Annotated in this window: 22 protein-coding genes; 16 read left to right on the top strand and 6 right to left on the bottom strand. The window is 68.6% G+C overall.

All coding sequences use genetic code 11. The features are described from left to right. Positions 1-3,005, top strand: a 3,005-nt coding sequence (locus AC07YS_RS14645; RefSeq protein ID WP_495275718.1) for an ATP-binding protein, incomplete at its 5' end; no start/stop codon positions are given. Positions 3,006-3,021: 16 nt separating this feature from the next. Here the strand turns inward: AC07YS_RS14645 and AC07YS_RS14640 are convergent. After that, on the bottom strand, positions 3,022-4,260 hold the full coding sequence (locus AC07YS_RS14640) for an EAL domain-containing response regulator (protein ID WP_495268294.1): 1,239 nt from the start codon (positions 4,258-4,260) through the stop codon (positions 3,022-3,024). A gap of 228 nt (positions 4,261-4,488) precedes the next feature. Between AC07YS_RS14640 and AC07YS_RS14635 the strand changes: the two genes are divergently transcribed. Next, entirely contained in the window at positions 4,489-4,854 is a 366-nt protein-coding gene (locus tag AC07YS_RS14635; RefSeq protein WP_070060782.1) for a hypothetical protein, read from the top strand. 103 nt (positions 4,855-4,957) lie between these two features. Next, positions 4,958-5,347, top strand: a complete 390-nt coding sequence (locus tag AC07YS_RS14630; RefSeq protein WP_062470237.1) for a response regulator — start codon at positions 4,958-4,960, stop codon at positions 5,345-5,347. 104 nt (positions 5,348-5,451) lie between these two features. Here AC07YS_RS14630 and AC07YS_RS14625 read toward each other — a convergent pair whose 3' ends face one another. From AC07YS_RS14625 to AC07YS_RS14610, 4 genes are all read right to left on the bottom strand, one after another. Then, positions 5,452-6,657, bottom strand: coding sequence for a branched-chain amino acid ABC transporter substrate-binding protein (locus AC07YS_RS14625; RefSeq protein WP_062470234.1), 1,206 nt, complete (start codon positions 6,655-6,657; stop codon positions 5,452-5,454). Positions 6,658-6,793: 136 nt separating this feature from the next. Continuing rightward, positions 6,794-7,222 (bottom strand): hypothetical protein, encoded by a 429-nt coding sequence (locus AC07YS_RS14620; RefSeq protein ID WP_139701649.1) that lies wholly within the window; start codon positions 7,220-7,222, stop codon positions 6,794-6,796. Then, a complete protein-coding gene (locus tag AC07YS_RS14615) occupies positions 7,222-7,665 on the bottom strand; it encodes a DNA polymerase III subunit chi (protein WP_369628967.1) in 444 nt (147 codons plus the stop codon). The genes AC07YS_RS14620 and AC07YS_RS14615 overlap by 1 nt, the downstream gene beginning before the upstream one ends. Then, a complete protein-coding gene (locus AC07YS_RS14610; protein WP_495268293.1) occupies positions 7,662-9,221 on the bottom strand; it encodes a leucyl aminopeptidase in 1,560 nt (519 codons plus the stop codon). The genes AC07YS_RS14615 and AC07YS_RS14610 overlap by 4 nt, the downstream gene beginning before the upstream one ends. A gap of 21 nt (positions 9,222-9,242) precedes the next feature. Here AC07YS_RS14610 and lptF point away from each other — a divergent pair, with 21 nt between their 5' ends. The 8 genes from lptF (at position 9,243) to AC07YS_RS14570 (ending at position 15,200) form a co-directional block, all read left to right on the top strand. Beyond that, positions 9,243-10,388, top strand: a complete 1,146-nt coding sequence (gene lptF, locus AC07YS_RS14605; protein ID WP_062470224.1) for an LPS export ABC transporter permease LptF — start codon at positions 9,243-9,245, stop codon at positions 10,386-10,388. Beyond that, positions 10,385-11,491 (top strand): LPS export ABC transporter permease LptG, encoded by a 1,107-nt coding sequence (gene lptG, locus AC07YS_RS14600; RefSeq protein WP_159276862.1) that lies wholly within the window; start codon positions 10,385-10,387, stop codon positions 11,489-11,491. The genes lptF and lptG overlap by 4 nt, the downstream gene beginning before the upstream one ends. Next, positions 11,488-11,859: a sirohydrochlorin chelatase gene (locus AC07YS_RS14595; RefSeq protein WP_307635757.1), complete on the top strand. Its 372-nt coding sequence runs from the start codon at positions 11,488-11,490 to the stop codon at positions 11,857-11,859. The genes lptG and AC07YS_RS14595 overlap by 4 nt, the downstream gene beginning before the upstream one ends. A gap of 63 nt (positions 11,860-11,922) precedes the next feature. Then, complete coding sequence (locus tag AC07YS_RS14590; protein WP_062470216.1) at positions 11,923-12,864, top strand: CysB family HTH-type transcriptional regulator; 942 nt, start codon at positions 11,923-11,925, stop codon at positions 12,862-12,864. Between the two features lie 32 nt (positions 12,865-12,896). Beyond that, on the top strand, positions 12,897-14,078 hold the full coding sequence (locus AC07YS_RS14585; protein WP_495268292.1) for a pyridoxal phosphate-dependent aminotransferase: 1,182 nt from the start codon (positions 12,897-12,899) through the stop codon (positions 14,076-14,078). Positions 14,079-14,106: 28 nt separating this feature from the next. After that, positions 14,107-14,481, top strand: coding sequence for a rard protein (locus AC07YS_RS14580; protein WP_495268291.1), 375 nt, complete (start codon positions 14,107-14,109; stop codon positions 14,479-14,481). A gap of 11 nt (positions 14,482-14,492) precedes the next feature. After that, positions 14,493-14,942, top strand: coding sequence for a DUF3592 domain-containing protein (locus AC07YS_RS14575; protein ID WP_307588468.1), 450 nt, complete (start codon positions 14,493-14,495; stop codon positions 14,940-14,942). A 99-nt stretch (positions 14,943-15,041) separates the two neighbouring features. Beyond that, positions 15,042-15,200: a DUF3309 family protein gene (locus AC07YS_RS14570; RefSeq protein WP_082817953.1), complete on the top strand. Its 159-nt coding sequence runs from the start codon at positions 15,042-15,044 to the stop codon at positions 15,198-15,200. 45 nt (positions 15,201-15,245) lie between these two features. Here the strand turns inward: AC07YS_RS14570 and hrpA are convergent, their stop codons facing one another. Then, complete coding sequence (hrpA, locus tag AC07YS_RS14565) at positions 15,246-19,211, bottom strand: ATP-dependent RNA helicase HrpA (protein WP_495268298.1); 3,966 nt, start codon at positions 19,209-19,211, stop codon at positions 15,246-15,248. Between the two features lie 351 nt (positions 19,212-19,562). On the opposite strand from hrpA, the gene AC07YS_RS14560 reads away from it, so the two are divergent. From AC07YS_RS14560 to dapC, 5 genes are all read left to right on the top strand, one after another. Next, positions 19,563-21,584 carry an AAA family ATPase gene (locus AC07YS_RS14560; protein WP_495268290.1) on the top strand — a complete coding sequence of 674 codons (2,022 nt, stop codon included), beginning with the start codon at positions 19,563-19,565 and terminating at the stop codon, positions 21,582-21,584. A gap of 43 nt (positions 21,585-21,627) precedes the next feature. Beyond that, positions 21,628-22,974, top strand: a complete 1,347-nt coding sequence (argA, locus tag AC07YS_RS14555; RefSeq protein WP_062470199.1) for an amino-acid N-acetyltransferase — start codon at positions 21,628-21,630, stop codon at positions 22,972-22,974. Positions 22,975-23,005: 31 nt separating this feature from the next. Further along, the gene (locus AC07YS_RS14550; RefSeq protein WP_062470196.1) at positions 23,006-23,653 is read left to right on the top strand and encodes a LysE family translocator; all 648 of its coding nucleotides are present in this window, start codon (positions 23,006-23,008) and stop codon (positions 23,651-23,653) included. Between the two features lie 121 nt (positions 23,654-23,774). Continuing rightward, positions 23,775-24,770, top strand: coding sequence for a DUF3829 domain-containing protein (locus AC07YS_RS14545; RefSeq protein ID WP_495268289.1), 996 nt, complete (start codon positions 23,775-23,777; stop codon positions 24,768-24,770). Positions 24,771-24,828: 58 nt separating this feature from the next. After that, positions 24,829-26,040, top strand: a complete 1,212-nt coding sequence (gene dapC, locus AC07YS_RS14540) for a succinyldiaminopimelate transaminase (RefSeq protein WP_495268288.1) — start codon at positions 24,829-24,831, stop codon at positions 26,038-26,040. Positions 26,041-26,075: the final 35 nt, after the last annotated feature.

The raw sequence follows: 26,075 nt of genomic DNA, 5'->3' as shown, positions 1-26,075 counted from the left end.
CCGCCAGCGCCCCCCCTGCCCCGACGCCTGCCCGGCAGGCGCAGGAGCTGGACCTGCTGCGCCGCTACCAGCACGCCTTGCTCTATGGCGGCGGCGCGTTGCTGTCGCTGCTGATCGTGCTGGCCGCGGGCCTCGTGCTGTACAACGCCGCCGCCAATGCACTCGCGAACCTGCGCACCACGCTGGCCGCGCACAGCGCGCAGATGCAGCTCGACATCGAGGAAAAGCAGGCGGCGATGCGCCGCGGCGTGGTGAATGCCGAGCTGCTCTGGAACAGCCAGGCGCCGCCGGCCGCCGGCACGCTGGAGGCCTTCGTGCGCGACGGAGGCCAGGTGGTCCTGCAGGCCGGGGCCCAGCTGACACCGGCCATCGCCGCGGTCGACACCGCCGGCACACCTGACCTGCATGAATTCGCGCCCTACCTGGGCATGCTCGAAATGCAGGCCTACAGCGTCACCGCCGTCGCGCAGCTGCGCAATTCGCCGCTGGGCGCCTACGCCTACACCCCCGACCACCGCCTGCTCACGCTGATGCCCGCGCCCGAAGGCGGTCTGCAGGGCGCGCTGGACCGCACCGGCCTGCCGGACACCGCCGCGCTCATCGCGCGCCTGAGCTACGACATCGGCGATCTCGCCGGCGACCCGGCGCTCGCCGCGCAGTGGCGCACGCAGCGGCGCGTCGCCTGGCAGCCGCCGGCGCCCGACCTGCTGGCACCGGGGGCATCGCCCTTCAAGCTGGTGCAGCCCGGGTTCGACGCCCAGGGTCGCTCCTTCATGGTGTTCGTGAGCAACCTGCCCTCGGGCGTGCTGCAGGACCGCCTGCGCCACACGCCGCAAGACACGGCCGCCCTGCTGGTCGACGCGCAGGGCCGGGTGCTGCTCTGGGCCGACCGCACGGGCGACGCCATCGACGGCGGCGCGCTGATGGCCACGGCACTGGCCCACAGCCTGCGCCAGGCCGGCCCCGCGCTGCCGCGCGAAACCTACCGCGCGGGCGTGTTCAGCCTCTCGACGCCGCTGGCCGGCACCGGCTGGTCGCTGGTCTACGCCTACTCGTGGCGCACGGTCTTCGCCACGCTGAAGCCGCAGCTGCTGCGCTACGGCGGCGCCACGCTGGTGGTGCTGGGCACGCTCTGGGGCCTGCTGCTGCTGTTCAGGCGCAAGCTGCTGGAGCCCGCCTACCGCCGCTCGCAGCGGGTGTTCGAGAGCGAGCAGCTCAACCGCGCGATCATCGCCACCTCGTCCTTCGGCGTCTGCCTGATCGCGCTCGACGACGAGCGCGTGCTGCTGCAGAACACCTTGATGACGCACTACGCGGCGGCCTCCGCGCCGCCCGAGCCACTGCATCGGCAGATGGCCGCGCTCTATCGCGAACGCGCCCAGGGCGGCACGCTGCATGACGCCGGCATGCCGCTGGCGCTGAAGAACGGCCAGGCCTGCGAGCTGCTGCTGCAATGCACGCGCACGCGCTACCAGGGCGCGGACGCCCTGCTGTGCAGCTTTGCCGACACCACCGAGCGCAATGAACTCGACAAGAAGCGCGAAGAAGCCCGCGAAGCGGCCGAGGCGGCCAACCGCGCCAAGTCGGTGTTCATCGCCACCATGAGCCACGAGATCCGTACGCCGCTCAACGCGGTGCTGGGCAACCTCGAGCTGCTCGGCCAGGGCGCGCCGCCCGAGGTGCAGGCCCGGCGCCTGCAGTCGGTGCGCCAGGCCTCGCGCACCCTGCTCGAGATCGTCAACAACATCCTCGACCTGTCGAAGATGGAATCGGGCCACCTCAAGCTCGAAACCACGCGCGTGGCGCTGCCCGAGATCGTGCAGGCTTGCGCGCAGATGTTCGAGCCCTCGGCGCACGCCAAGGCACTGCGGCTCGACTGCGTGGTGCACCCGGGCCTGGCCGCCGGCTACGAAGGCGATCCGACGCGCATTCGCCAGATCGTCGTCAACCTGTTGAGCAACGCGATCAAGTTCACGGCCGCGGGCACGGTGACGCTGGAGGTCGGGCCGCTGTCGCCGGGGCAGGCTTCGCCGGTGGCGATCCGCGTGACCGACACCGGCATGGGCGTGCCGCCCGAGCAGATTCCTCAGCTGTTCGACATCTACATGCAGGCCTCGCCCTCGACCGCACGCGAGTTCGGCGGCTCGGGGCTGGGGCTGTCGATCTGCCAGCGGCTGGCGCGCAAGATGGGCGGCACGATCGCCGTGCGCAGCCAGCCGGGCGCGGGCTCGTGCTTCACGGTGACCTTGCCGCTGGTGGCGCTGGCGCCCGAGGTCGTCGCGCCATCGGACACCGATGCTGCCAACGCTGCCCTGCCCTTGCGTCCTGTGCGCCTGCTGGTCGTGGACGACCATCCGGCCAACCGCGCCCTCATCAGCGACCAGCTCGACGCGCTCGGCGTTGCCGCCGACGTGGCACCCGACGGCAACGCCGCGCTGGCCCTGTTCGCCGCGCAGCGCTACGACCTCGTGCTGACCGACCTGAACATGCCCGGCATGGACGGCTACACGCTGGCCCGCCGGCTGCGCGAGCGCAGCCCGTCGATCCCGCTCGTCGCCATCACGGCGCACCTGGAGCAGGAGGGCTACCAGCAATGCTCGCTGGCGGGCTTCGCGGGGGTGCTGCTCAAGCCGGTGCTGTTGCCGGCGCTGGAGCAGGCGATCCTCAAGACGCTGGGCGCGGCCGCGCCGCCACGGGTGGCCAGCGCCCCGGTCGCGCCTGCGCAAGCGCCCCTGGACGCGCGCCTGCACGACGCGATGGTCTCGTCGCTGGCGTCTTCCGCGCAGCAGGTCCGCGAGGCCCTGGCGACTGGCGACCGGCGCGTCATCGGCGACGAGTTGCATGCGGTGCGCGGTGCCTTCGCCATGATCGGCGAGCCAGCCATCGCCGCGATGTGCGGCCGGCTCAGCGTCCTGGTGAAGCAGGAGGCGATGGCGGTGATCGCCCCCGATTGGACGGAACTGCAGGCAGCCGCCGAAGCGGTGCTGGCACGGCGCGCCGCCTGAGCGCGCCGGCCGGGGCTCAGCAGGCGTCGGGTTGTCGCTGCGCCTGCGGGCGCCCCGCCGCATAGCGCAGCAGCGCCGCGTACTGCACGAAGGCCGACTCGGCCATCGGCGCGGCGTGCTGCGCGCCCTGCGTGAAGTGGCACCCGAGGCTGCGGGCCAGCGCGAGGTCGCGCTCGCCGTCGACGCCCTTCACGAGCAGCGTCGCGTGCTGTTCGCGCGCCATGGCGATCACGCTCGCCAGGATGTGGCGGGCATGCGGGTTCTCGCGCGCCTGCGTCAGCTGGCGCGCGTCGATCTGGAGCTCGCTGAACGGCACCTTGAACCAGCGGCTCAGGGTCGAGTCGCCCTGGCCGAAACGGTCGATGGCGCAGTGGAACCCGCGCAGCCGCAGGTGCGCGACCGCGCCGGCCAGCACGTCGTTGCAACGCGCGCCGCCGTCTTCGGCGATCTCCAGCACGAGCTGATCGGCGGCAATGCCGGCGCGTTCGGCCTGTTCGGCCACGCCCTGCGCCCAGGACACCGAGGCGGCCACCGACGCGGGCACGCGCACGCCCAGGCGCAGGCCGTGGTCCTTGTGCATGTAGCCGAGCAGTTCGAAGGCGCACTCGAGCATGCGCTGCGCCAGCGCCTCGTGCAGGCCGGCCTGCGCAATGGCCGGCAGGAAGTCGGCCGCGGGCAGCCAGGTGTCGTCGGGCCGGTACCAGCCCGGCTGCAGTTCGGCGCCGCGCAGCACGCCGGTGCGCGCGCAGTGCCGGGGCTGGAAGTGGGCGGTGATCTGGCGCGTGGCCAGCGCCTCGCGCAGGACCGCAGCCGTGAACGCCGGTGTGTCGTTCGCAGGTGGGGCGCTTCCGCGCCGCAGCCCGGCCCGGTGGCGCCGTTCGCGCGCCATGGCCTGCGCCGCCGACGCCATCGTGACCATGGTGCGCGGCTTGGCGATGGCCGAGAGCACGCGCGCGCCGCGGGCCCGGGCATAGTCTTGCGCGGCCTGCAGGATGCGCGGCGGCTGGGCGCTCATGAGCACCAGCGCCGCGGGGCTGCCGGCTTCGACCACCGCGTCGATCATCTGCAGGCCCGTGACTTCGGGCGTGTCGATGTCCACCACCAGCAGGTCGTGGCGCCGGTGCTGTACTGCCTCGACAAAGCCATGGCCGCTGCGCGTGACGTCCACGCGGGGGATGCCGGCGTGGCGCATGAAGGTGGCCAGCGCGAGGCCGGTGCGTTCGACCTGGTCGATCACGAGTGCGTGTCTGATCATGGCGAGCCTTGGAGGGGGAAGAGGATGTTCTGCATCTTCCCGGGGGCGGCAAAAATCCCCCATCGGCCCAGTCCGAAACTCGCGGCCGATTCCGTAGGACTTCGGCTGAACCCTGTTGCCACGCAGCAACTGTTGCCTATCCTGAGCAAGGCCGCGTCTGGCGGTACGATGCGCGGAATCGAATCGATCGACATTCCACCCCACTTCGCCTGCCGCAAAGGAGCCTCGATGGCCGGACCTTCCCCCACCTTGACGCGCGGCACCACCTCGCTGGACAAGACCCTGAAAAAGAGCGAACAGGTGGCCGCCGATGTGCAGCGCGCCTCGGACAACCTCGCCGTCGTGAGCACCGTGCTGGAACAGGAACTGCCGGACGAGGTCCAGGTCGGCGAGGTGGCGCAGGCCATCGAGCACACCAGCCAGCTCGAGGAAAAACTCGCCCAGTCGGCCGAGAAACTGGCCGAAGTGAATGCGGCGCTGAGCGAGGAAATCGAGAAGCGCCTCGAAGTGACCGCCGAGCGCGACGAGAGCCAGGCGCTGGCCGAGCAGCTCAAGGCGCGCATCCGCACCCAGGCGACGTCGGACAAGCGCTGATCGCCGTTGTTTCCGCACGGTTTGCGTGCGTCGTTCTCCCTTCTCCTACGCGGAGACCGCTTGCGCCACGCTACGCTATTGGTTCACACATCAAAACCGCGGCATGGCCCTCATCACGTTCCTCGTCGAGGACAACAAGACCATCAGGGACAACCTGGTCCCGGCCCTCGAGGACCTCGTCAACGGCCATGTCGTCGGCTATGCCGAAACCGAATCGGGCGCCCTCGCCTGGCTGGCCGCCCACCCCGATGCCTGGCAGTTGCTCATCGTCGACCTGTTCCTCAAGGAAGGCTCCGGCCTGGGCGTGCTGTCGGGCTGCCGCGAACGCGGCCCGCACCAGCGCGTCGTGGTGCTGAGCAACTACGTCACCCCCGACATCCGCACGCGCTGCCAGGCCCTGGGCGCCGACGCGGTGTTCGACAAGTCGCGCGACCTGGACGCCTTCATCGAGTACTGCAACGCGGACCGCCCCTCGGGCCTGGCCGCGCTCTGAAGACCGGCCCGCGCAACGGCTGCGCGCACCCCTGAATGAAAAAAGGGCCCGAGGGCCCTTTTTTCATGGAACGACCCGGTGAAGGGTCGTTGGCTGCAATGCGATCAGCGCACCACGGCGATCTGCGTGCGCACGCCACCCTTGTAGGTGAAGAGCGTCAGGGCGCCGTTCTTGATGTCGCCCTTTTCGTCGAAGGCGATCGGGCCGGTCACGCCCTTGTATTGCACCTTGCCGACTTCAGCCAGGTACTTTTCCGGGTCGGACGAGCCGGCCTTGGCCATGGCTTCGGCCAGCACGTTGACCGCGTCGTACACGTACGGTGCGTAGATCTGCACTTCGACGCCGTTCTTGGTCTTGAACTTGGCCTTGAAGTCTTCCAGCGGCTGCTTGAAGTCGCCGTCGACACCGCCGGCTTCGGCGCAGACCACCATGTCTTCACCGATGGCGTCGCCTGCCAGCTTCGGCAGTTCGCCGGTGCACAGGCCGTCGCCGCCCATGAACTTGACGTTCAGGCCGAGCTGCTTGACCTGCTTGAGCATCGGGCCGCCCACGGCGTCCATGCCGCCGAAGAACAGCACGTCGGGCTTGGCAGCCTTCAGCTTGGTCAGGATGGCGTTGAAGTCGGTCGACTTGTCGGTCGTGAACTCGTGGCCCACGATGGTCGCGCCTGCCGCCTTGGCAGCCTTCTCGAACTCTTCGGCAACGCCCTGGCCGTAGGCCGTGCGGTCGTCGATCACAGCAATGTTCTTGCCCTTGAGCGTTTCGACGGCGTACTTGCCGAGCGTGCCGCCCAGCTGCGTGTCGTCAGCCACCACGCGGAACGTGGTCTTGAAGCCCTGGCGGGTGTACTTGGGGTTGGTGGCCGACGGCGAGACCTGCGGAATGCCGGCGTCGCTGTACAGCTTGGAAGCGGGGATCGTGGTGCCCGAGTTCAGGTGACCGACGATGCCGTTGACCTTTTCATCGACCAGCTTCTGGGCGACGGCCGTGCCTTGCTTCGGATCGCCAGCGTCGTCTTCGGGAACCAGCACGAACTTGGCAACCTTGTCGCCGATCTTGAAGCCCTTTGCATTCAGGTCTTCGATGGCCATCTTGGCACCGAGCTCGTTGTCCTTGCCGAGGTGGGCAATGGGACCGCTGGTCGGGCCGACGTGGCCGATCTTGACGACCAGGGCATCAGCCGGAGGCGCAGCAGGGGCCGGAGCCGCAGCCGTGGGTGCCGGTGCCGCCGGAGCAGCAGCTTCTTCCTTCTTGCCGCAAGCCACGAGCGTGAGTGCAGCCAGTGCGACCGCAGTCCATTTCAATTGCATGAGAACCTCCAGAACTTGGATGAAAAGATATAAAAACCGGTCGTTCGATCCGGGCGTTCAGACCTCGCAAGTTTCGCGCCGCAGACCAGCGGCACCCTCACGCCATTCCGACCTGCGGCGCAGTTTAGCCGAGGATTTATGCGCCGGAAGTTGGCGTAGACCCTGTGTTTTCCCCTGTGTTTTCACAGAGTTCAGCGGCCATGGATTCGATGACGAGCGCGCGCAGCACGGCCTCGATTTCGCCGCGCAGACGCGGCACCATTTCGTCGAGCTGATGCTGAACGGCAGCTGACACGGCGTCGCTCAATCGCTCCTCCAGCGACAGGTCGACGCGCTGCAGCACGCGGTGCAGCAATTGCTCTTCGAGGCTGACGATTTCGGCCGGCGTGAGCGACACCGACGGCGGCAACGCCACGGCGCTCGCAGGGTCCGGCGGCGGGGGCTGCGACACCGGTGCACCCGTGGGTCGCACCGTCTCGGCGACCGGCACGGGCTCGGCCGGGATCTCGAGCACGGTCGTCAGCGTCGGGACGAACCGGGGTGGCGTGCGCAGCGTGCTGGCCATCAGGAAGCGCTCCTTGCGAAATCGTGCGGCTGGATCGTGTAGCCCCGGTCGGCGTAGTGGCGCCAGCGTGTGCGGCCGACCTGCCGGTCGTTGGCCTCGTCGCTCACGATGTCGATCATGCGTTCGAAGCGCTCGAAGCCGGCCGGCACCTCGAGGCCCAGGTTGACCAGCATCTCGCGGTGCGGCAGCGAGGCCGCGTCCGCACCTTCGGCGCACAGGATGACGGGCGATCGCGCCACCACATGGGCCGGCGCATCGGCGCGGCAGTGCGCGACGAAGTCGACCGGCGACAGCTGCCAGAGCGCGGCATCGACCGTGTCGAGCGCGCGCGCATCGCCCACCACCACCACGCGCAGGCCGCGTGTGTTCACGGCCTTGCGAACCAGCCGGCAAGCGTAGGTGAGCTTGTCGGGCGCGTTGTAGTGAAAGCCGATGTCGGTCACTGCGCGGACCGGGCCTTTCGGGCCGGCTTGGCCGGGGCCTTGGGCGACGCGGCCTTCTTCACGGGCTTGGCGGCCTTCCCGGCCTTCGGTGCGGTGGCAGCGGCGTTGCTGCTGCCCGCGCGGTTCGTCAGGTACGACACCAGCAGGCCGACGGGCCGGCCGGTCGAGCCCTTGGCCGCCCCGCTCTTCCAGGCCGTGCCTGCGATGTCCAGATGCGCCCAGGCGTAGTCGGCCGTGAAGCGCTGCAGGAACTTGGCCGCGGTGATCGCGCCGCCGGCACGCCCGGCGATGTTGGCCACGTCGGCGAAGTTGCTCTTGAGGCCTTCGGCGTAGTCGTCGTCCAGAGGCAGGCGCCAGCAGCGGTCTTGCGAGGCCTCGCCGGCCGATTCGAGCGCGGAGGCCAGCGACTCGTCGCTGGCGAACAGGCCGCTGCGCACGCCGCCCAAAGCCACCACGCAGGCGCCTGTGAGCGTCGCGATGTCGATCACGGCGGCCGGGTCGAAGCGCTTGGCATACGTGAGCGCGTCGCACAGGATCAAACGGCCTTCGGCGTCGGTGTTCAGGATCTCGATGGTCTGCCCGCTCATGCTGGTGACCACGTCGCCGGGCTTGACGGCCTTGCCGTCGTTCATGTTCTCGCACGAAGGGATCAGGCCGACCACGTTGATCGCCGGCTGGATCGCGCCGAGCGCGCGGAAGGTGCCGAGCACGCTGGCGGCGCCGCACATGTCGAACTTCATTTCGTCCATCTCGGCCGCGGGCTTGAGCGAGACGCCGCCGGTGTCGAAGGTGATGCCCTTGCCGACGAGCACCACGGGTGCTTCGTCTTTCGCGCCGCCCTGGTAGCGCAGCACGATGAAGCGCAGCGGTTCGGCCGAGCCCTGGGCCACGGCGGCGAACGCGCCCATGCCGAGCTTCTCGACTTCCTTCGGGCCCAGCACTTCGCACTTGATGCGCGGCAGCTTCGCCAGACCCTTGGCGGCTTCGGCCAGCAGCGTGGGCGTGGCGTGGTTGGCGGGACGGTTGCCCCATTCCTTGGCCAGCTCGATGCCAGCGACCGTGGCGCGGGCGTCGTCGAAGGCCTTGGTGACAGCGGGGCTAGCGGCCTCGGACACTGCCAGCGTCAGGTGGCGGATGCTGCGCGGCTCGGCCTTCGACTTGGTCGTGGTGTAGACATAGCTGGCATCGGCCGCGGCCGTGACGGCGGCAGCCACCGCGGCGGCGTCGGCTGGCTGCGCGAAGACGATCACGACGCGCTTGGGGCCATTGGCCTTGGCGGCGGCAACCGCCGCGCTCACGGCGCTGCGCACCGAGGTGGCCTTGCCGTCGCCGATGGCGGCCAGCAGCACGCGCGAGGGCACCACGGTCTCGGGGCGGTACAGCGCGAGCAGCTTGCCGGCCTTGTCGGGCAGGTCGCCGGCCTTGCGGGCGCTGGCGGCGAGCACGGAAACGGGGTCTTTGGCGGTGGGGAGAGCGCTGCCGACGAGCACGATGAGGAGGTCGGATTTCTCGGCGGCGGCCTGGGCGACGGTGAGGGTCTTGAGTTGAAAGTCCATAATCCTTTTTTTCCTCGAACGATGTTATTCCATTCTTCCCTACGCAAGGAGCTGTCGCGCAGCTTCGGAGCGACCCTCGTCGTCCTGGTCACCATCGTGATGACCATGATGCTCATCCGTACGCTCGGGCTGGCGTCCAAGGGCAGCGTGAACCCGCAGGAGGTCTTCCTCGTGATGGCGTACACGGTGCTCGGCTACATGCCGACCATCCTGAGCCTGAGCCTGTTCATCGCCATCGTCGGCACGCTCTCGCGCATGTACCGCGACAGCGAAATGGTGATCTGGTTCTCCAGCGGGCGCGGCCTGGCCGATTTCGTCCAGCCGCTGTTCCGCTTCGCCTGGCCTGTGCTGCTGCTCATCGCAGCCATGGCGCTGGTGGGCTGGCCCTGGGCCAACTCGCAGACCATCGGCATGCGCCAGCAGTACGAGCAGCGCAGCGACATCGAGCGCGTCACGCCGGGTGAGTTCCGCGAGTCCTCGGGCCGGCTGCGCGTGTTCTTCATCGACAAGGACACGCCCGACGGCGCCACCGCCACCAACGTGTTCATCTGGGCCGTCGAGCGCGGGCTGCAGATCACCACCTCGGCGCGCAGCGGCCGCATCGAGGACATCGACAACCACCGCTTCCTGCTGCTGAGCAACGGCCAGCGCCTGGAGCGCCCGCTGTTCACCGAATCGGGCCTGAAGATCAGCGAGTTCAAGACCTACGGCACGCGCGCCGGCGGCAGCTCGAACGCCACCGGCGACAGCACGCCCACGCGCGCCCGTTCCACGCTCTCGCTGCTGCGCGACCGCAGCGATGCCAGCCTGGGCGAGCTGGGCTGGCGCTTCGGCATGCTGCTGGCCGCCATCAACTTCGTGCTGCTGGCGTTAACGGTGTCCAGCGTCAACCCGCGCGTGGGACGCAGCGGCAACCTGGTGTTCGCGCTGTTCGCCTTCGTCGTCTACTACAACCTGCTGAACCTGGGCCAGAGCTGGATCAGCTCGGGCCGCTACGGCATGGGCTCCTTCATGCTGCTGTTGCACGGCGGCGTCTTCCTCTTCGCCACGGCCTGGCTCACGCTGCGCAACAACAACTGGTCGGCCCGCCGACAGGCCCGCGCCAGCGCCGCCACGGCCGGCGCCCTGCCGGCCGTACCGCCTTCCCGGATCGACCCGACCTCGTGAAAACCATCCGCCGACTGATCTACGTCGAGGCACTGAAGGCCGTGGCCTTCGTGACGCTCGGCTTCCTGAGCCTGTTCTTCTTCTTCGACTTCGTCGACGAGCTGCAGTCCGTGGGCAAGCCCGAAAGCCTGGCCTACGGCCCGGTGCAGGCGCTGATCTACGTGCTGCTGCTGGTGCCCAGCCATCTGTACGAGCTGCTGCCGATCACGGTGCTGATCGGTTGCATCTTCGTGATGGCGCGGCTGGCGCAAAGCTCCGAATACACCATCCTGCGCACCAGCGGCCTGGGCCCGTGGCGCGCGCTGCGCACGCTGCTGCTGCTGGGGCTGGGCTTCGTGGTGCTCACCTTTGCCATCGGCGACTACATCGCGCCGCTGTCGGGACGCACCGGGCAGCTGCTCAAGTCGCGCTACCAGGGCACCTACTCACTGGTGGGCAACACCGGCGCCTGGCTGAAGGAAAAGCGCGGCGACACGTCGTACGCGGTCAACGTGCTGTCGATTTCGCGCGACGGCTCGCTGCAGAACACGCGCATCTTCGAGTTCGACGGCAACGGCTACGTGAGCAAGCAGCTCATGGCCAAGTCGGCCCGCATCCTCGACGACAAGTGGGTGCTCTCCGAGGTCGAGCAGCAGGACTACGAAACCCGCACCGCCGACAAGGCCCGCATCACGACCACCCATGTCGAGAAGATGGACTGGCCCACCTCGCTCACCGCCGAAATGGTGTCGGTCGCGCTGCTGCGGCCCGACCGCATGAGCACCATCGACCTGTTCGACTACATCCGGCACCTGAACGCCAACGGCCAGACCGCGCAGCGCTACGAGATCGAGTTCTGGCGCAAGGTGTTCTATCCACTCTCGTGCCTGGTGATGGTGGTGCTCGCCCTGCCCTTCGCCTACCTGCACTTCCGCCAGGCCGGCATCACGACCTACGTGTTCGGCGGCGTGATGATCGGCATCAGCTTCTTCCTGCTGAACAACGTGTTCGGCTACCTGGGCAACCTGAGCAACTGGTCGCCCTGGCTCACGGCGGCGGCGCCGGGGCTGATCTATTCGGTGCTGTCTCTCACAGCCTTCAGCTGGCTGGTCCTGAGGCGATGACCACGCAGGTGCCGGGCACGGTGCTGCTCGCGCACGGCTCGCGCGACGCGCGCTGGCGCGAGCCCATCGAGGCGGTCGCCGCCCGCATGCGCGAAGATGACCCCACGGTGCGCGTGAGCTGCGCCTACATGGAACTGGCAGCCCCCGACCTGCCAACCGCCGCCGCCGCCCTGATCGCCGATGGCGCCACCGCGGTGCACGTGGTGCCGCTGTTCCTGGGCATGGGCAAGCACGCCCGCGAAGACCTGCCGCTGCAACTCGACGCCCTGCGCCAGCGCTGGCCCGCCGTGGCCTTCTCGCTGGCCCCGATCGTGGGTGAATCGCCCGAACTGGTCGCTTTGCTGGCCCGGATTGCCATCAAATCCTGAAGTCCCGGTCATTTTTATAGACTTCAAAGGCATAATGAATTCCGCAATAAGACGGAATTTGATATGAATCTGCACCAGTTCAAGTTTGTTCAGGAAGCCGTGCGGCGCAACCTGAACCTCACCGAGGCGGCCAAGGCGCTCCACACCTCGCAGCCCGGCGTCTCCAAGGCGATCATCGAACTCGAGGAAGAGCTCGGCGTCGAGATCTTCGCCCGCCACGGCAAGCGCCTGAAGCGCATCACCGAACCCGGCCAGCACGTCATCGCGAGCATCGAGCTCATCATGCGCGAGGTGGGCAACCTCAAACGCATCGGCGAACAGTTCAGTGCACAGGACAGCGGCACCCTCTCCATCGCCACCACCCACACGCAGGCGCGCTATGTGCTGCCGGTGCCCGTGGCCAACCTGCGCGAGGCCTACCCGAAGGTCAACGTGAGCCTGCACCAGGGCTCGCCCGACCAGGTGGCGCGCATGGTGATCGACGAGATCGCCGAGATCGGCATCGCCACCGAATCGCTCGACGGCTATGCCGAGCTGGTCACGCTGCCCTGCTACGAGTGGCAGCATGTGCTGGTGCTGCCCAAGGACCACCCGCTGGCGGCCAAGGAGCGCGTGTCGCTCGAAGACCTCGCGAGCGAGCCGATCATCACGTACCACCCGTCGTTCACCGGCCGCACGCGCATCGACCATGCGTTTGCGCAGAAGAAGCTCACGCCGCGCATCGCACTCGAGGCCATCGATTCCGACGTGATCAAGACCTACGTGCGCCTCGGGCTCGGCGTGGGCATCGTGGCCGAGATGGCCGTGCGCGACGAGTCGAATGCCGACCTCGTGGTGCGCCCGATGGGCCACGTGTTCGGCCAGAACATTGCGCGCGTCGCCTTCAAGCGCAGCGCCTACCTGCGCAACTTCGTCTTCAAGTTCGCCGAGCTGCTGAGCGACCGGCTCGACCGCAACCTGATCGCGAAGGCCCTGAGCGGCCACCAACAAGACTACGAACTCTGATCCTCCAGCCTTTCTCCCCGCGACGACCGACCATGAGCACCGCCACCCCTTCGTCTTCTCCCCGCACGCCCGAGATCACCACCAAGCTGCCGGCTGTCGGCACCACCATCTTTACCGTGATGTCCACGCTCGCGGCCGAGAAGAACGCCGTGAACCTCGGCCAGGGCTTCCCCGATTTCCACTGCGATCCGAAGCTGCTCGAAGACGTGACCGCCGCCATGGCGGCTGGCCACAACCAGTACCCGCCGATGCCGGGCATTCCGTCGCTGCGCGACGCCATCGCCGCCAAGATCGAAGCGCTCTACGGCCGCAGCTACAGCGCCGCGACCGAGATCACGGTCACGGCCGGCGCCACGCAGGCGATCATCACCGCCATCCTGGCCCTCGTGCGCCCCGGCGACGAAGTGATCGTGCTGGAGCCCTGCTACGACAGCTACGTGCCCAACATCGACCTGGCCGGTGGCAAGGTCGTGCGCGTGCCGCTCGTGCCCGGCACCTTCCGCCCCGACTTCGACAAGATCGCCGCCGCGCTCACGCCGAAGACGCGCGCGATCATCATCAACACGCCGCACAACCCGAGCGCCACGGTCTGGACCGAGGCCGAGATGCGACAGCTCGAAGAGCTGCTTGCGCCCACCGACGTGTTCGTGATCAGCGACGAGGTCTACGAACACATGGTGTTCGACGACGCACGCCATGAAAGCGTGGCGCGCTTCCCCGGCCTGGCGGCGCGCAGCTTCATCGTCAGCAGCTTCGGCAAGACCTACCACGTCACCGGCTGGAAGGTCGGCTTCGTGGCCGCGCCCGCGCCGCTGATGGCCGAGTTCCGCAAGGTGCACCAGTTCAACGTGTTCACGGTGAACACGCCGATGCAGCACGCACTCGCGCAGTACATGGCGCGGCCCGAGCCCTACCTGGAGCTGCCGGCCTTCTACCAGCGCAAGCGCGACCTGTTCGCGGCCGGCCTGGCCGAGAAGACCCGCTTCAAGCTGCTGCGCAGCGAAGGCAGCTACTTCCAGTGCGTGGACATCTCGGCCGTGAGCGACCTGTCGGAGGCCGACTTCTGCCTCTGGCTCACGCGCGAGATCGGCGTGGCGGCGATCCCGCTGTCGGCCTTCTACGGCGACGGCTTCGACCAGCGCGTGGTGCGCTTCTGCTTCGCCAAGAAGGACGAGACGCTGCTCGCCGCGCTCGACCGCCTCGCGAAGCTCTGACGCCGGCGGCCACGCTCCGGGTGCAGCGATGACGATGAACCGGCCGCGCTGGATCCTGCTGGCCCTGGCCCTCTCGTTCCTCGTGGTGGGCATCGCCGACGCGTTCCTGCCGCCGCTGCGCGGCAAGGACTACACCGCGCTGGACGTGGCGCATGTGTTCCTCATCTCGGCGCTGTGCTACACGTGGTGCCGGGCCGACGGCCTCGCGCGCGGCGTGCCCGCGCCTGGTCGCTCGGCGCTGCTCGCAGGCATCTTTCCGCTGCTGGGCATTCCGGTCTATCTCTTTCGCACGCGCCCCTGGCGACAGGCCTTGCTGGCCACGCTGGGGGCCGCGGCCTTCCTGGTGTCGAGCCTGGTGCTGGCCGCCGTGGGCACCTTGTCGGCCGAGTGGATGCGCAACTGAAAGCCGCCCGAATGAACCCCACCCGCCTCATCACGCGCATCTTCACGCTCGTCGGCGCGCTCATGCTCCTCGGCGGCTGGCTGCTCTACCAGAACACCACGAAGTTCATCGCATCGGCCGGCAAGGCGCAGGGCGAGGTGATCGCGCTGCAGTCCGCGGGAAGTTCGAGCCGCAGCAATTCGCCGACGTGGCGCCCGCTGGTGCGCTTCACCCTGCCGTCAGGCGCGATCGTCGAGTTCTCGCCGTCGAGCAGCAGCAACCCGCCTGCGTACGACAAGGGCGAAGTCGTCGGCGTGTTCTTCAACCCCGCGAACCCGCAGGACGCCCGGCTCGACGGCTTCTTCGACCTGTGGGGCGGCGCCGCCATCGTCGGCGGGCTGGGCGCCATCTTCCTGGCCGTGGGCGTGGCCATGCACTTCCTGCTGGCAGGCGCACCGGTAAAGCGCCGACGCCCACGGTAGGACAGTCCTGACCGCGTCAGGGGCGGCTCTCCGGCGCTCGCGGCGCCCCGGGACGACGAGCATGGAGGCTCGTGACAACAACGTCCCAGGAGAAAAAACATGTCCCTCTCGTTCATTCTGCTGATCGTCCTGATCCTGCTGCTGATCGGCGCGCTGCCGAGCTGGGGTTACAGCCGGTCCTGGGGCTACGGACCCAGCGGCGGCCTCGGGCTCGTGGTGCTGGTCCTGGTGATCCTCGTGCTCATGGGCCGCATATAGCGCCCGCGCCATCATGAAAAAAGCCCGCGTCGCCGCGGGCTTTTTTTACGCCTGAAGCTGCGCCCAGGCCTTGTCGAGCCGCTTCACGCTCACCGGTTGCGGCGTGCGCAGCTCCTGCGCGAAGAAGCTCACGCGCAGCTCCTCGAGCAGCCAGCGGAATTCGAGCATGCGCTCGTCCACCACGCCCTTGCGCTCGGCCACGAGGCGCCAGTAGCGCTGCTCCTGCGGCTTCAGCTCGGCCAGCTTGGCCGTGTCGCGCGCGGGGTCGGCACGTAGCTTGTCCAGGCGCAGCACGATGGCCTTGAGGTAGCGCGCGAAGTGCTGCAGCTGCGTCCACGGTGCGTCGGCGATGAAGCGCTTGCCCACGAGCTTCTGCAGCTGCTGCGCCGCGTCCTGCACCGCCTCGGGCTGGACCTTCGTGTCCTTGATCTTGCGCGCGGCGGCCGCGTACTCCACGAGGATGACGCCCGCGAGCCGCGCCACCTCGTTGGCGATCAGCGTGAGCCGCCCGCGCCCTTCTTCGAGCCGCTTCTTGAAGGCGAACTCATCGGTGGGCAGCGGCTCCTGCAGGAAGGCGCGGTCGATCGCCACGTCGATGATCTGCGTGCGCAGTTCTTCCGACGTGCCCAGCGGCATGAAGGCCACCGACATCTTCTGCAGGTCGGGGATGTTCTTCTCGAGGTACTTGAGCGCGTCCTTCAGCTGCAACGCGAACAGGCGGCGCAGGCCGGCGCGGTGCTTGGCGGCCGCCACGGCGGGCTCGTCGAACACCTCGATGGTCACGGCATCGCCTTCGTCGCGCAGCGCCGGGAAACCGATGAGCGACTGCGAACCGCGCCGCACTTCCATCAGCTCGGGCAGCTCGCCGAAGGTCCAGCTCGTATAGCGCTGGCCGGCGGGCAGCGTGGGTGCCGCCTTCTCGGGCGCGGCGCTCTTCGCCGGGGACTGCCCCCCGTTCGCAGGCGCAGCCTTGGGCGCTGGCGACGCCTTCACGTTGAGCCCTGCGAGCGCCTGGAAGGCACCGCGCGCCTGCGCGCCCAGCTCCGCCTTCAGCGCGCCGAGGTTGCGGCCCATGCCCAGCTGGCGGCCGTGCTCGTCGACGATGCGCAGGTTCATGAACAGGTGCGGCGGCAGCATGTCGAGCTTGAAGTCGGCGCGCTTCACGTCGATGCTCGTGAGGTCGCGCACGCGCTTGAGCAGCACGTCGGTCAGCGAGCCGGTGCCGAAGAGTTCGGGCGCCGACAGCTCCTCCGCCAGCTTGGTGGCCGACTCGGGCAGCGGCACGAGGCGCGAGCGCGGGCGCTGCGGCAGGCTCTTGAGCAGCGCCTGGATCTTGTCCTTGAGCATGCCGGTCACCAGCCACTCGCAGCGCTCTTCGTTCACCTGGTTGAGCACGAACAGCGGCACGCTGACCGTGAGGCCGTCCTTCGCGTCGCCCGGTTCGTGCAGGTAGCTCGCGGCGCAATCGACACCGCCCAGGCGCAGCGTGGGCGGGAACGACTGCGTCGTGATGCCGGCCGCCTGGTGGCGCATGAGCTCGTCGCGCGTGAGGTACAGCAGGCGCGGCTGGTCCTTCGACGCGTGGCGGTACCAGTTCTCGAAGGTGATGCCGCTGGCCACGTCGGCCGGCAGCTGCGCGTCGTAGAAGGCGAAGATCAGTTCGTCGTCGACCAGCACGTCCTGGCGGCGCGCCTTGTGCTCCAGGCCTTCGACCTCGCGCACCAGCTTGCGATTGGCCGTGAGGAACGGGAACTTGCTTTCCCACTGGCCACCGACCAGCGCTTCGCGGATGAAGATCTCGCGCGCCGAGACCGGATCGACCTTGGTGAAATCGACGCGCCGCCCGCTGTAGACCACCAGGCCGTACAGTGTCGCGCGCTCCAGCGCCGAGACCTGCGCGCCCTTCTTCTCCCAGTGCGGATCAAGCAGCTGTTTCTTCAGCAGATGCTCCGCCACCTGCTCGAGCCACTGCGGCTCGATGTTGGCGATGCCGCGCCCGAACAGCCGCGTGGTCTCGACCAGTTCAGCCGCGACGATCCAGCGCCCCGGCTTCTTCTTCAGGTGCGCGCCGGGGTGCTTGTAGAACTTGATGCCGCGCGCGCCGAGGTAGGCCTCGTCGTCCTCGAGCTTCCAGCCCACGTTGCCCAGCAGGCCCGCGAGCATCGACAGGTGCAGCGGCTCGTAGCCGGCCGGCGTGGCGTTGATGCGCCACTTGTGCTCGGTGACCACCGTGAGCAGCTGCGAATGGATGTCGCGCCATTCGCGCACGCGGCGGATGTTGATGAAGTTCTGGCGCAGCAGCTGCTCGTACTGGCGGTTGCTGAGCTTGTGCGTGTCACCGTGGCCGCCGCGCGCGTCGGCGATCCACTTCCACAGCCGCAGGTAGCCGCTGAACTCGCTCTTCTCGTCGTCGAACTTCGAGTGCGCCTGGTCGGCCTGCTGCTGCGCGTCCATCGGGCGGTCGCGCACGTCCTGCACGCTGAGCGCGGAGGCGATGATGAGCACTTCTTCGAGCGCGCCGCGCGTGCGGGCTTCCAGAATCATGCGGCCCACGCGCGGATCGAGCGGCAGCTTGGCCAGCTCGGCGCCGGTGGCCGTGAGTTCGTTGGCGTCGTCGACCGCGCCCAGCTCGTTCAGCAGCTGGTAGCCGTCGGCAATCGCGCGCGGCGACGGCGCTTCAAGGAACGGAAAGCGCGCCACGTCGCCCAGCCGCAGCGACTTCATGCGCAGGATCACGCCCGCGAGCGACGAACGCAAGATTTCCGGATCGGTGAAGCGCGAGCGGCCCGCAAAGTCCTTCTCGTCGTACAGGCGGATGCAGATGCCGTTCGCCACGCGACCGCATCGGCCGGCGCGCTGGTTGGCCGCCGCCTGGCTGATCGGCTCGACCAGCAGCTGCTCGACCTTGCTGCGGAAGCTGTAGCGCTTGACGCGCGCCGTGCCGGTGTCGATCACGTAGCGGATGCCCGGCACGGTGAGCGAGGTCTCGGCCACGTTGGTGGCCAGCACGATGCGCCGGCCGTGGTGGCTTTCGAAGATGCGGTCCTGCTCGGGGCCCGAGAGCCGGGCGAACAGCGGCAGCACCTCGGCGTTGCGGAACAGCGGCTGGTGGCTGACGTGGCGGCGCAGGTGGTCGGCCGCCTCGCGGATTTCGCGTTCGCCGGGCAGGAAGATCAGGATGTCGCCCGCGTTGTGCGGGTCGCGCCAGAGCTCGTCGACCGCGTCGGCGATCGCGTCGTTCAGGTCGTGTTCGCGCGACTCCTCGAACGGGCGGTAGCGCTGCTCGACCGGGAAGGTGCGGCCCGACACCATGATCGTCGGCGCGGGACCCTTGGCCGAAGCGAAGTGCTGCGCGAAGCGGTCGGCATCGATGGTGGCCGAGGTGACGATCACCTTCAGGTCAGGCCGGCGCGGAAGGATCTCGCGCAGGTAGCCCAAGAGGAAGTCGATGTTCAGCGAGCGCTCGTGGGCCTCGTCGATGATGAGCGTGTCGTAGGCCTTGAGCAGCGGATCGGTCTGCGTCTCGGCCAGCAGGATGCCGTCGGTCATCAGCTTCACCGAGGCGTCGCGGCTCAGCCGGTCTTGAAAACGCACCTTGAAGCCGACCACGTCGCCCAGCGGCGTCTTCAGCTCTTCGGCGATGCGCTTGGCGACCGAGCTGGCGGCGATGCGCCGCGGCTGCGTGTGGCCGATGAGGCGGCCCTTGCCGGGCTCCGCATTGAGCTTGCCGCGCCCGAGCGCCAGCGCGATCTTCGGCAGCTGCGTGGTCTTGCCCGAGCCCGTTTCGCCGCAGACGATCACGACCTGGTGCGCCGCAATGGCGGCCATGATCTCCTCGCGCCGGCCGGAGACCGGGAGCGATTCGGGAAACTCGATGCGCAGGGGGGCGGGAGGTGTGAGGGTCGTCAAGGCAAGGCAGTCGTCGGTCGTTGCGCGCGGCGGCAGGCGGGCAAACCGCCAATTATCGCGGGGCCCCGGCGCTGTTGCATGGCATCCACAGCGAGGTCGCATGCAGCAGGTGGCGCAGAAAATTTCGTAAAGACTCTTTACTCTACCGCATGCCGCCGTTACGATCGCGGCCATGACCTCCTTCCTTGCCCCCCTTTCGATGCGCATCCGCTGCGCAAGCCGCGTCCTTGCACGCGGCGGGGTCAAGGCGACCCGCCCGGCCTGACGAAGCCCGCGCGCCGGCTTCAGCTTCCTTCGCGGAACTGAACGCCCACCGCTCGCGCTTCACTTCGGTCGAAGCGCGCCAGCCTGACCCGCACAGCGCCTGCACCACCGCCCTCCTCGCATCTCGCGTGGAGCAGCGGCCGCATTCCTGTTTCCGTGTCCCGAATCATTCGAAGAAAAAAGAACCTCATGTCGCATCCAGACATTTCCCGTGACCTGCACACCACGCTGGCCGAGCGCACGCGCCACCTGCAGGCCATCGCCCATTCGCTGAAGGCCGAGCTGTTCGGCATCGACGAGATCATCGATCGCGTGATCGATTCGCTGCGCGCCTGGTACGTGCTGCCGCAGCTCATCAGCCGCCCGGTCGTCATCTGCCTGTGGGGCCTGACCGGCACCGGCAAGACCCAACTCGTGCGGCGCCTGGCGCAGCACCTGGGCTTCTACGACCGCTTCATCGAAGTGCAGATGGACGGCTTCAGCCACGGCTCGGGCCACCGCACCGCCGGCTCGATCTCGGCCATGCTGGCCGAGTCGGGCATCGCCGAGGGTGCGCCCGGCATCCTCGTGCTCGACGAGTTCCAGCGTTTTCGCACCGTGGACGCCAGCGGCAAGGAAGCGCGCGTGGAGCGCTACCAGGACGTGTGGGCGCTGCTCTCGGACGGCCGCCTGCCGCCGTCGCTGTCGGTGCTCAGCGAGATCGAGTCGTCGCTGGCCTGGGCCGAGTACGACCAGGACCGCCGCACCGATGACGACGATGAAGACGAAGAGGACGACGGCGCCAAGGCTGGCAAGACCAAGCGCAAGCGCCGCCTGCAGCTCTCGCCCTGGGAAGCGCAGGAGTTCAAGCGCTGCCTGAAGCTGCGCGAGTCGCTGCTCGACATCATGACCTGGAAGCCCGACGAGATCCAGGCGCGGCTGCGCGCCTTCCGCGCGTCGCAGGACAACTGGGAGACCGACTACTCCAAGCTGCTGGTCTTCGTCTCGGGCAACCTCGACGAGATGTACGCCGAGACCGCCAAGCGGGTGGAAGACTGCGACACCGACGCCGACATCTTCCACGCGCTGACGAAGAAGCTCTCGCTCATCGACGTGAAGAAGGCGCTGGCCGAGCGCTTCAAGCCGGAGCAGGTCGCGCGGCTGGGCAACAACCACGTGATCTACCCCTCGTTCAGCCGCGCCACCTACGTGCGCCTGATCCTGTCGATCTGCGACCGCTACGTGAGCGAGATCCAGGAAAGCTCGGGCGTGCGCTTCGTGCTCGACGCGAGCGTGTACGAGCAGATCTACGCCAACGCCGTGTTCCCGGCGCAGGGCACGCGGCCGCTGTTCTCGTCGATCCACGCGATCCTGAGCGCGACGCTGGTCAACGCCGCGCTGTGGGCGCTCGAACAGGGTGCGCACGGCAGCGAGCCGGTCTGGCTGATGCTCGACCCCGGCGAGGTCACGCCCGGCGGCCCGCGCCTGGTCGCGCGCTTCCGGCTGGCACGGCGCGAGTTCCCGGTGGCGCTGGAGCTGAACCGGCTCAAGCAGCGCGCCAACGCCGACTTCCGTGCGCTGCTCGCGGTGCACGAGGCCGGCCACGGCCTGGTGTACGCCCTGCTCTTCGGCCGCGCGCCGCAGGAGATCCGCATCAACGTGGCCTCGTTCGAGGGCGGCTACAACAGCTACGTCAAGCGCAAGGCCTGGTCCAAGCGCAACCTGCTGGACAGCGTCTGCGTGAGCCTGGCGGGTCGCGCGGCCGAGCGGCTGGTGTTCGGGGAATCGGGCTGCACCACCGGCGCCGAGCGCGACCTGATGCAGGCGACCGCGACGGCGGCGCGCCACGTGCGCCACCTGGGCTTCGGCACCCGCTGGAGCCGCACCGACGTGACGACCGATTCGAACGACAACCTGAACACCGACGTGGCCGCCACCAACCGCGAGATCGAGGCCATCCTGGCGCGCGAACACACCCGCGCGCTGGGCCTGCTCGAAGCGCACGCCACCGCCTTCATGGCGGTGGTCGATGCGCTGATGGCGCACGGTTCGATCGCACCGGACGAGCTCGCCGGACTGCTCGGCCTGCCGCTGGCGCCGGCCGCGCCGGCGGGCGCGGCCGAGGCGGCGGTGGAGCCGCTGGACGCCTACGCCGACCAGCTCGAGGCCTTCAAGGCCCGCGGCACGCCCGCCGCGGCCGGGGCCGGCCGGCTGCTGCGCGCCCTGGCATGACGCGCTGCACCAAAACCTTGCCAAGAATGCACAATCACGCCCCATGTCCACCGTCTTCAATTTCACCTTCGTGCCCTGGTTCCGCTCGGTCGCGCCCTACATCCACACGCACCGCGGCAAGACCTTCGTGGTCGCGCTGGCGGGTGAGGCCATCGCGGCGGGCAAGCTGCAGAACATCGCGCAGGACCTGGCCCTGATCCAGAGCATGGGCGTCAAGATCGTGCTGGTGCACGGCTTCCGCCCGCAGGTCAACGAGCAGCTGGCGGCCAAGGGCCACGAGGCGAAGTACTCGCACGGCATCCGCATCACCGACGCCGTGGCGCTCGACTCGGCGCAGGAGGCCGCGGGCCAGCTGCGCTACGAGATCGAGGCCGCCTTCAGCCAGGGCCTGCCCAACACGCCCATGGCCGGCTCGACGGTGCGCGTGATCTCGGGCAACTTCATCACCGCGCGCCCCGTGGGCGTGGTCGACGGGGTGGACTTCAAGCATTCGGGCCTGGTGCGCAAGGTGGACGCGGCCGGCATCCGCCGCACGCTCGACTTCGGCGCGATGGTGCTGATGTCGCCCTTCGGCTTCTCGCCGACCGGCGAGGCCTTCAACCTGACGATGGAAGAAGTGGCGACCAGCGTGGCCATCTCGATCCAGGCCGACAAGCTGATCTTCCTGACCGAAGTGCCGGGCATCCGCGTGGACAGCGAGCTGCCCGAGAGCGAGGACAACCCGATCGACACCGAGCTGCCGCTGGCCGCCGCCGAGAAGCTGCTGGCCTCGCTGCCGCCCGCGCAGAAGCCGACCGACACCGCCTTCTACCTGCAGCACTGCGTGAAGGCCTGCAAGGGCGGCGTGGAACGCAACCACATCCTGCCGTTCGCGCTCGACGGCTCGCTGCTGCTCGAGATCTACGTGCACGACGGCGTCGGCACCATGGTCATCGACGAAAAGCTCGAAAGCCTGCGCGAAGCCACGGTGGACGACATCGGCGGCATCCTGCAGCTCATCGAGCCCTTCGAGCGCGACGGCACGCTGGTCAAGCGTGACCGCACCGAGATCGAACGCGACGTGGGCCACTACACGGTCATCGAGCACGACGGCGTGATCTTCGGCTGCGCGGCGCTGTATCCCTACCCCGAGGCGAAGACCGCCGAGATGGCCGCGCTCACGGTGTCGCCGCAGTCGCAGTCGCAGGGCGACGGCGAGCGCATCCTCAAGCGCATCGAGCACCGCGCCAAGGCCATGGGCCTGGAAAGCATCTTCGTGCTCACCACGGTCACGATGCACTGGTTCCTCAAGCGCGGCTTCCAGCAGGTCAACCCCGACTGGCTGCCCGAGGCACGCAAGCGCAAGTACAACTGGGACCGCAAGAGCCAGGTGCTGGTCAAGAAGATCTGAAGAAGAAACCCATCCGCAGAAAGACGCCCCGATGACGCTCGCCACCGCCCTGCTGTTCGCCATCGTGGCCTTCGCCGCCATCGCCACGCCCGGCCCCACGGTGCTGCTGGCCCTGAGCAACGGCTCGCGCCACGGCGTGCGACGGGCGCTGCCGGGCATGCTCGGCGCGGTGCTGTCCGACTTCGTGCTGGTCGGCGCCGTGGCGCTCGGCCTGGGCGCGCTGCTGGCGGCTTCGGAGTTCTGGTTCTCGATGCTGAAGTGGGTGGGCGCGGTCTACCTGGCCTGGCTCGGGCTGCGCATGCTGCGCTCCCAGGGCGGCTTCCAGCTGCCGAGCGCGGACGCCGCGGCCACCGTCACGGCGGTCGAAAGCCGGCGCATCTTCTTCAAGTCGTTCCTCGTGGCGGTGACCAACCCCAAGGGCTACATCTTCTGTTCGGCGCTGCTGCCGCAGTTCATCGACCCGACTGCCGCGCAGGCGCCGCAGTACCTGATCATTGCGCTGATCTTCGCGGGGCTGGACATGGCGGTGATGCTGGCCTACGCCTTCGTCGGCGCCCGTGCGATCCGGCTGCTCACGGTGTCGGCCACGCGCTGGATCGACCGCGCCTGCGGCGGCATGCTGCTGGCGCTGGCGGGCTCGCTCGCCTTCTACCGGCGCAGCGCGGCCACCGCCGTCTGACCCATCCCGCCCCCTCGACCGCTGTCCTCAGGCAGCGGCGCTCCTCCCCACGATGTTTTTCCGGCAAGCCGCCATACAGCGGCCTGCCCGTGCTGTTTTTTTCAATGGAGGAAATGAAAGAATGAAGAACTACCAAGCCCTGCTGGGTGCCACCCTCGTCGCCGTGTCGGCGCTCGTCGCGGGCTGCGGCGACAAGGCGGACAAGACGGCCCCGCCCGCTTCCGCCGAAGCCAAGCCAGCCGCCCCGGCCGGCAACGACCAGCAGCAGCTCGTCGAGAAGTACAACCTCTACGTCGACGTCTCGAACAACCTGCGCACCTCGTTCCAGGAAGCCCGCGAAAGCTACGTGACCGGCCAGGTGCCGCTGCTGCAGGCCAAGGCGCCGCTCACCAGCCTGCGCATCCAGAACGACATCCTGGTCGACCGCTCGGCGAAGAAGCTCGATGCCGCCGCCGCCATCGCCGCGCCGCTGCCCGAGATCGACGAATCGGCCAAAGCCTTCTCGGCCGCGCTCAAGGTGCTGTCGCCCCTGAGCCGCGAGCTGAACGACTACGCCAATTCCAAGGGTTACCTCGCCGACAACGGCGACAAGGCCCGCCAGATGAGCGCCGACTACCTGGCCGCGCTCACCACCGTCGCGCAGGCCGAAGCCGCCTTCGACAAGGGCCTGAGCGCCCGCGACCGGGCGCTCACCAGGGAAGCCTTCGAGAAGGCGCCCAAGGACACCGCCGCCTACTACCGCGCCGGCCTGATCTACCACGGCAAGCTCAACCACGCCGACGCCATGGCGCTGTTCGCCGCGCCCAACGACCCGCAGGCACTGGCGGCCTTCGAGGCCTCGCTGGCGCTGGTGGCCGACTCGGCCGCAGGCTGGAGCAAGAAAACCAGCGAGCAGTCGACCCAGAACGGCAAGAGCTGCAGCGGCGGCATGCTGCAGATCAACGAGTTCATCGGCCAGTCGCGCTCGGTGATCAAGGACGCCAAGGACGGCGTGTTCAAGCGCAAGGAAACCGGTGCGATGGCCCGCATGGGCCGCTCGGCCATCGTCGACGCGGCCCACCGCTACAACCAGAACTTCGCCAACATGATCGGCCAGTTCAACCGCCCGCTTTGCTGAGCGGGCCAAGGGGCACGGGGCGTGCGGGCCGCCCGGCCCGTCGCCGATAATCCGGGGCATGAATCCCTTGCTTGCCAAATTGCAGCCGTACCCGTTCGAGCGGCTGAAGCAGCTGTTCGCGGGCGTCACGCCCGCCCCCGAATTCGCCCCCATCAGCCTGGGCATCGGCGAGCCCAAGCACGCCACGCCGGCCTTCATCAAGGACGCCTTGAGCGCCGGTCTCGGCGCCCTTGCCGCCTACCCGGCCACTGCCGGCGAGCTGAAACTGCGCACCGCCTTCACCCATTGGCTGCATCGCCGCTACAGCCTGACGCTCGACCCGGCCACCCAGGTGCTGCCGGTCAACGGCTCGCGCGAGGCGCTGTTCTCGCTCGCCCAGACCGTGGTCGACGCCAGCGCCCACCCGAAGCCGGTGGTGATGTCGCCCAACCCGTTCTATCAAATCTACGAGGGCGCGGCCCTGCTCTCGGGCGCCGAGCCGTACTACGTGCCCAGCGTGCCCGCGCGCAACTTCGCCGTCGACTGGGACAGCGTGCCCGACGAGGTCTGGGCCCGCACCCAGCTCGTGTTCGTCTGCTCGCCGGGCAATCCCACGGGCGCGGTGATGTCTCTGGACGAGTGGAAGAAGCTCTTCGCGCTGTCCGACCGCCACGGCTTCGTGATCGCCGCCGACGAGTGCTACAGCGAGATCTACTTCCGCGACGAGCCCCCGCTGAGCGGCCTGGAAGCCTCGATGAAGCTCGGCCGCCCCGACTTCAAGAACCTCATCGCGCTCACCTCGCTGTCCAAGCGTAGCAACGTGCCCGGCCTGCGCAGCGGCTTCGTGGCCGGCGACGCGGCGCTCATCAAGGGCTTTTTGCTCTACCGCACGTATCACGGCAGCGCCATGAGCGGCGCCGTGGCCGCCGCCAGCATCGCGGCCTGGGGCGACGAGTCGCACGTGGTCGACAACCGCGCCCAGTACCGCGCCAAGTTCGCCGCCGTCACGCCGCTGCTCGAACCCGTGCTCGACGTGCGCCTGCCCGACGCCAGCTTCTACCTCTGGGCCGGCGTGCCCGAAGTGTGGACTGGCGACGACGAAGCCTTCGCCCGCGCGCTCTACGCTCAATACAATGTCACGGTTCTGCCGGGGAGCTATCTGGCGCGCGACACCGACCACAGCGCCAACCCGGGCCGCGGTCGCATCCGCATGGCGCTGGTGGCCGAAACGGCCGAGTGCGTCGAGGCCGCCCAGCGCATCGTCCGGTTCGTCAAAGACGGCCGCCGCTGACCCCCTGTCGCCCCGCTTCCCTGCCCTTTTTCACC

The organism is Variovorax sp. GW458-11-26-14-LB1, from assembly GCF_059423965.1.
Note: the sequence above shows the minus strand (reverse complement) of the source record. Positions and strands in the feature narration are given on the sequence as shown.

Bases quoted from the DNA above. Each gene is read 5' to 3' on its own strand.
- AC07YS_RS14640 (WP_495268294.1), bottom strand. From the start codon at position 4,260: ATGATCAGACACGCACTCGTGATCGACCAGGTCGAACGCACCGGCCTC.
- AC07YS_RS14635 (WP_070060782.1), top strand. From the start codon at position 4,489: ATGGCCGGACCTTCCCCCACCTTGACGCGCGGCACCACCTCGCTGGAC.
- AC07YS_RS14630 (WP_062470237.1), top strand. From the start codon at position 4,958: ATGGCCCTCATCACGTTCCTCGTCGAGGACAACAAGACCATCAGGGAC.
- AC07YS_RS14625 (WP_062470234.1), bottom strand. From the start codon at position 6,657: ATGCAATTGAAATGGACTGCGGTCGCACTGGCTGCACTCACGCTCGTG.
- AC07YS_RS14620 (WP_139701649.1), bottom strand. From the start codon at position 7,222: ATGGCCAGCACGCTGCGCACGCCACCCCGGTTCGTCCCGACGCTGACG.
- AC07YS_RS14610 (WP_495268293.1), bottom strand. From the start codon at position 9,221: ATGGACTTTCAACTCAAGACCCTCACCGTCGCCCAGGCCGCCGCCGAG.
- lptF (WP_062470224.1), top strand. From the start codon at position 9,243: ATGTTATTCCATTCTTCCCTACGCAAGGAGCTGTCGCGCAGCTTCGGA.
- AC07YS_RS14595 (WP_307635757.1), top strand. From the start codon at position 11,488: ATGACCACGCAGGTGCCGGGCACGGTGCTGCTCGCGCACGGCTCGCGC.
- AC07YS_RS14590 (WP_062470216.1), top strand. From the start codon at position 11,923: ATGAATCTGCACCAGTTCAAGTTTGTTCAGGAAGCCGTGCGGCGCAAC.
- AC07YS_RS14585 (WP_495268292.1), top strand. From the start codon at position 12,897: ATGAGCACCGCCACCCCTTCGTCTTCTCCCCGCACGCCCGAGATCACC.
- AC07YS_RS14580 (WP_495268291.1), top strand. From the start codon at position 14,107: ATGACGATGAACCGGCCGCGCTGGATCCTGCTGGCCCTGGCCCTCTCG.
- AC07YS_RS14575 (WP_307588468.1), top strand. From the start codon at position 14,493: ATGAACCCCACCCGCCTCATCACGCGCATCTTCACGCTCGTCGGCGCG.
- AC07YS_RS14570 (WP_082817953.1), top strand. From the start codon at position 15,042: ATGTCCCTCTCGTTCATTCTGCTGATCGTCCTGATCCTGCTGCTGATC.
- hrpA (WP_495268298.1), bottom strand. From the start codon at position 19,211: ATGCGACCTCGCTGTGGATGCCATGCAACAGCGCCGGGGCCCCGCGAT.
- AC07YS_RS14560 (WP_495268290.1), top strand. From the start codon at position 19,563: ATGTCGCATCCAGACATTTCCCGTGACCTGCACACCACGCTGGCCGAG.
- argA (WP_062470199.1), top strand. From the start codon at position 21,628: ATGTCCACCGTCTTCAATTTCACCTTCGTGCCCTGGTTCCGCTCGGTC.
- AC07YS_RS14550 (WP_062470196.1), top strand. From the start codon at position 23,006: ATGACGCTCGCCACCGCCCTGCTGTTCGCCATCGTGGCCTTCGCCGCC.
- AC07YS_RS14545 (WP_495268289.1), top strand. From the start codon at position 23,775: ATGAAGAACTACCAAGCCCTGCTGGGTGCCACCCTCGTCGCCGTGTCG.
- dapC (WP_495268288.1), top strand. From the start codon at position 24,829: ATGAATCCCTTGCTTGCCAAATTGCAGCCGTACCCGTTCGAGCGGCTG.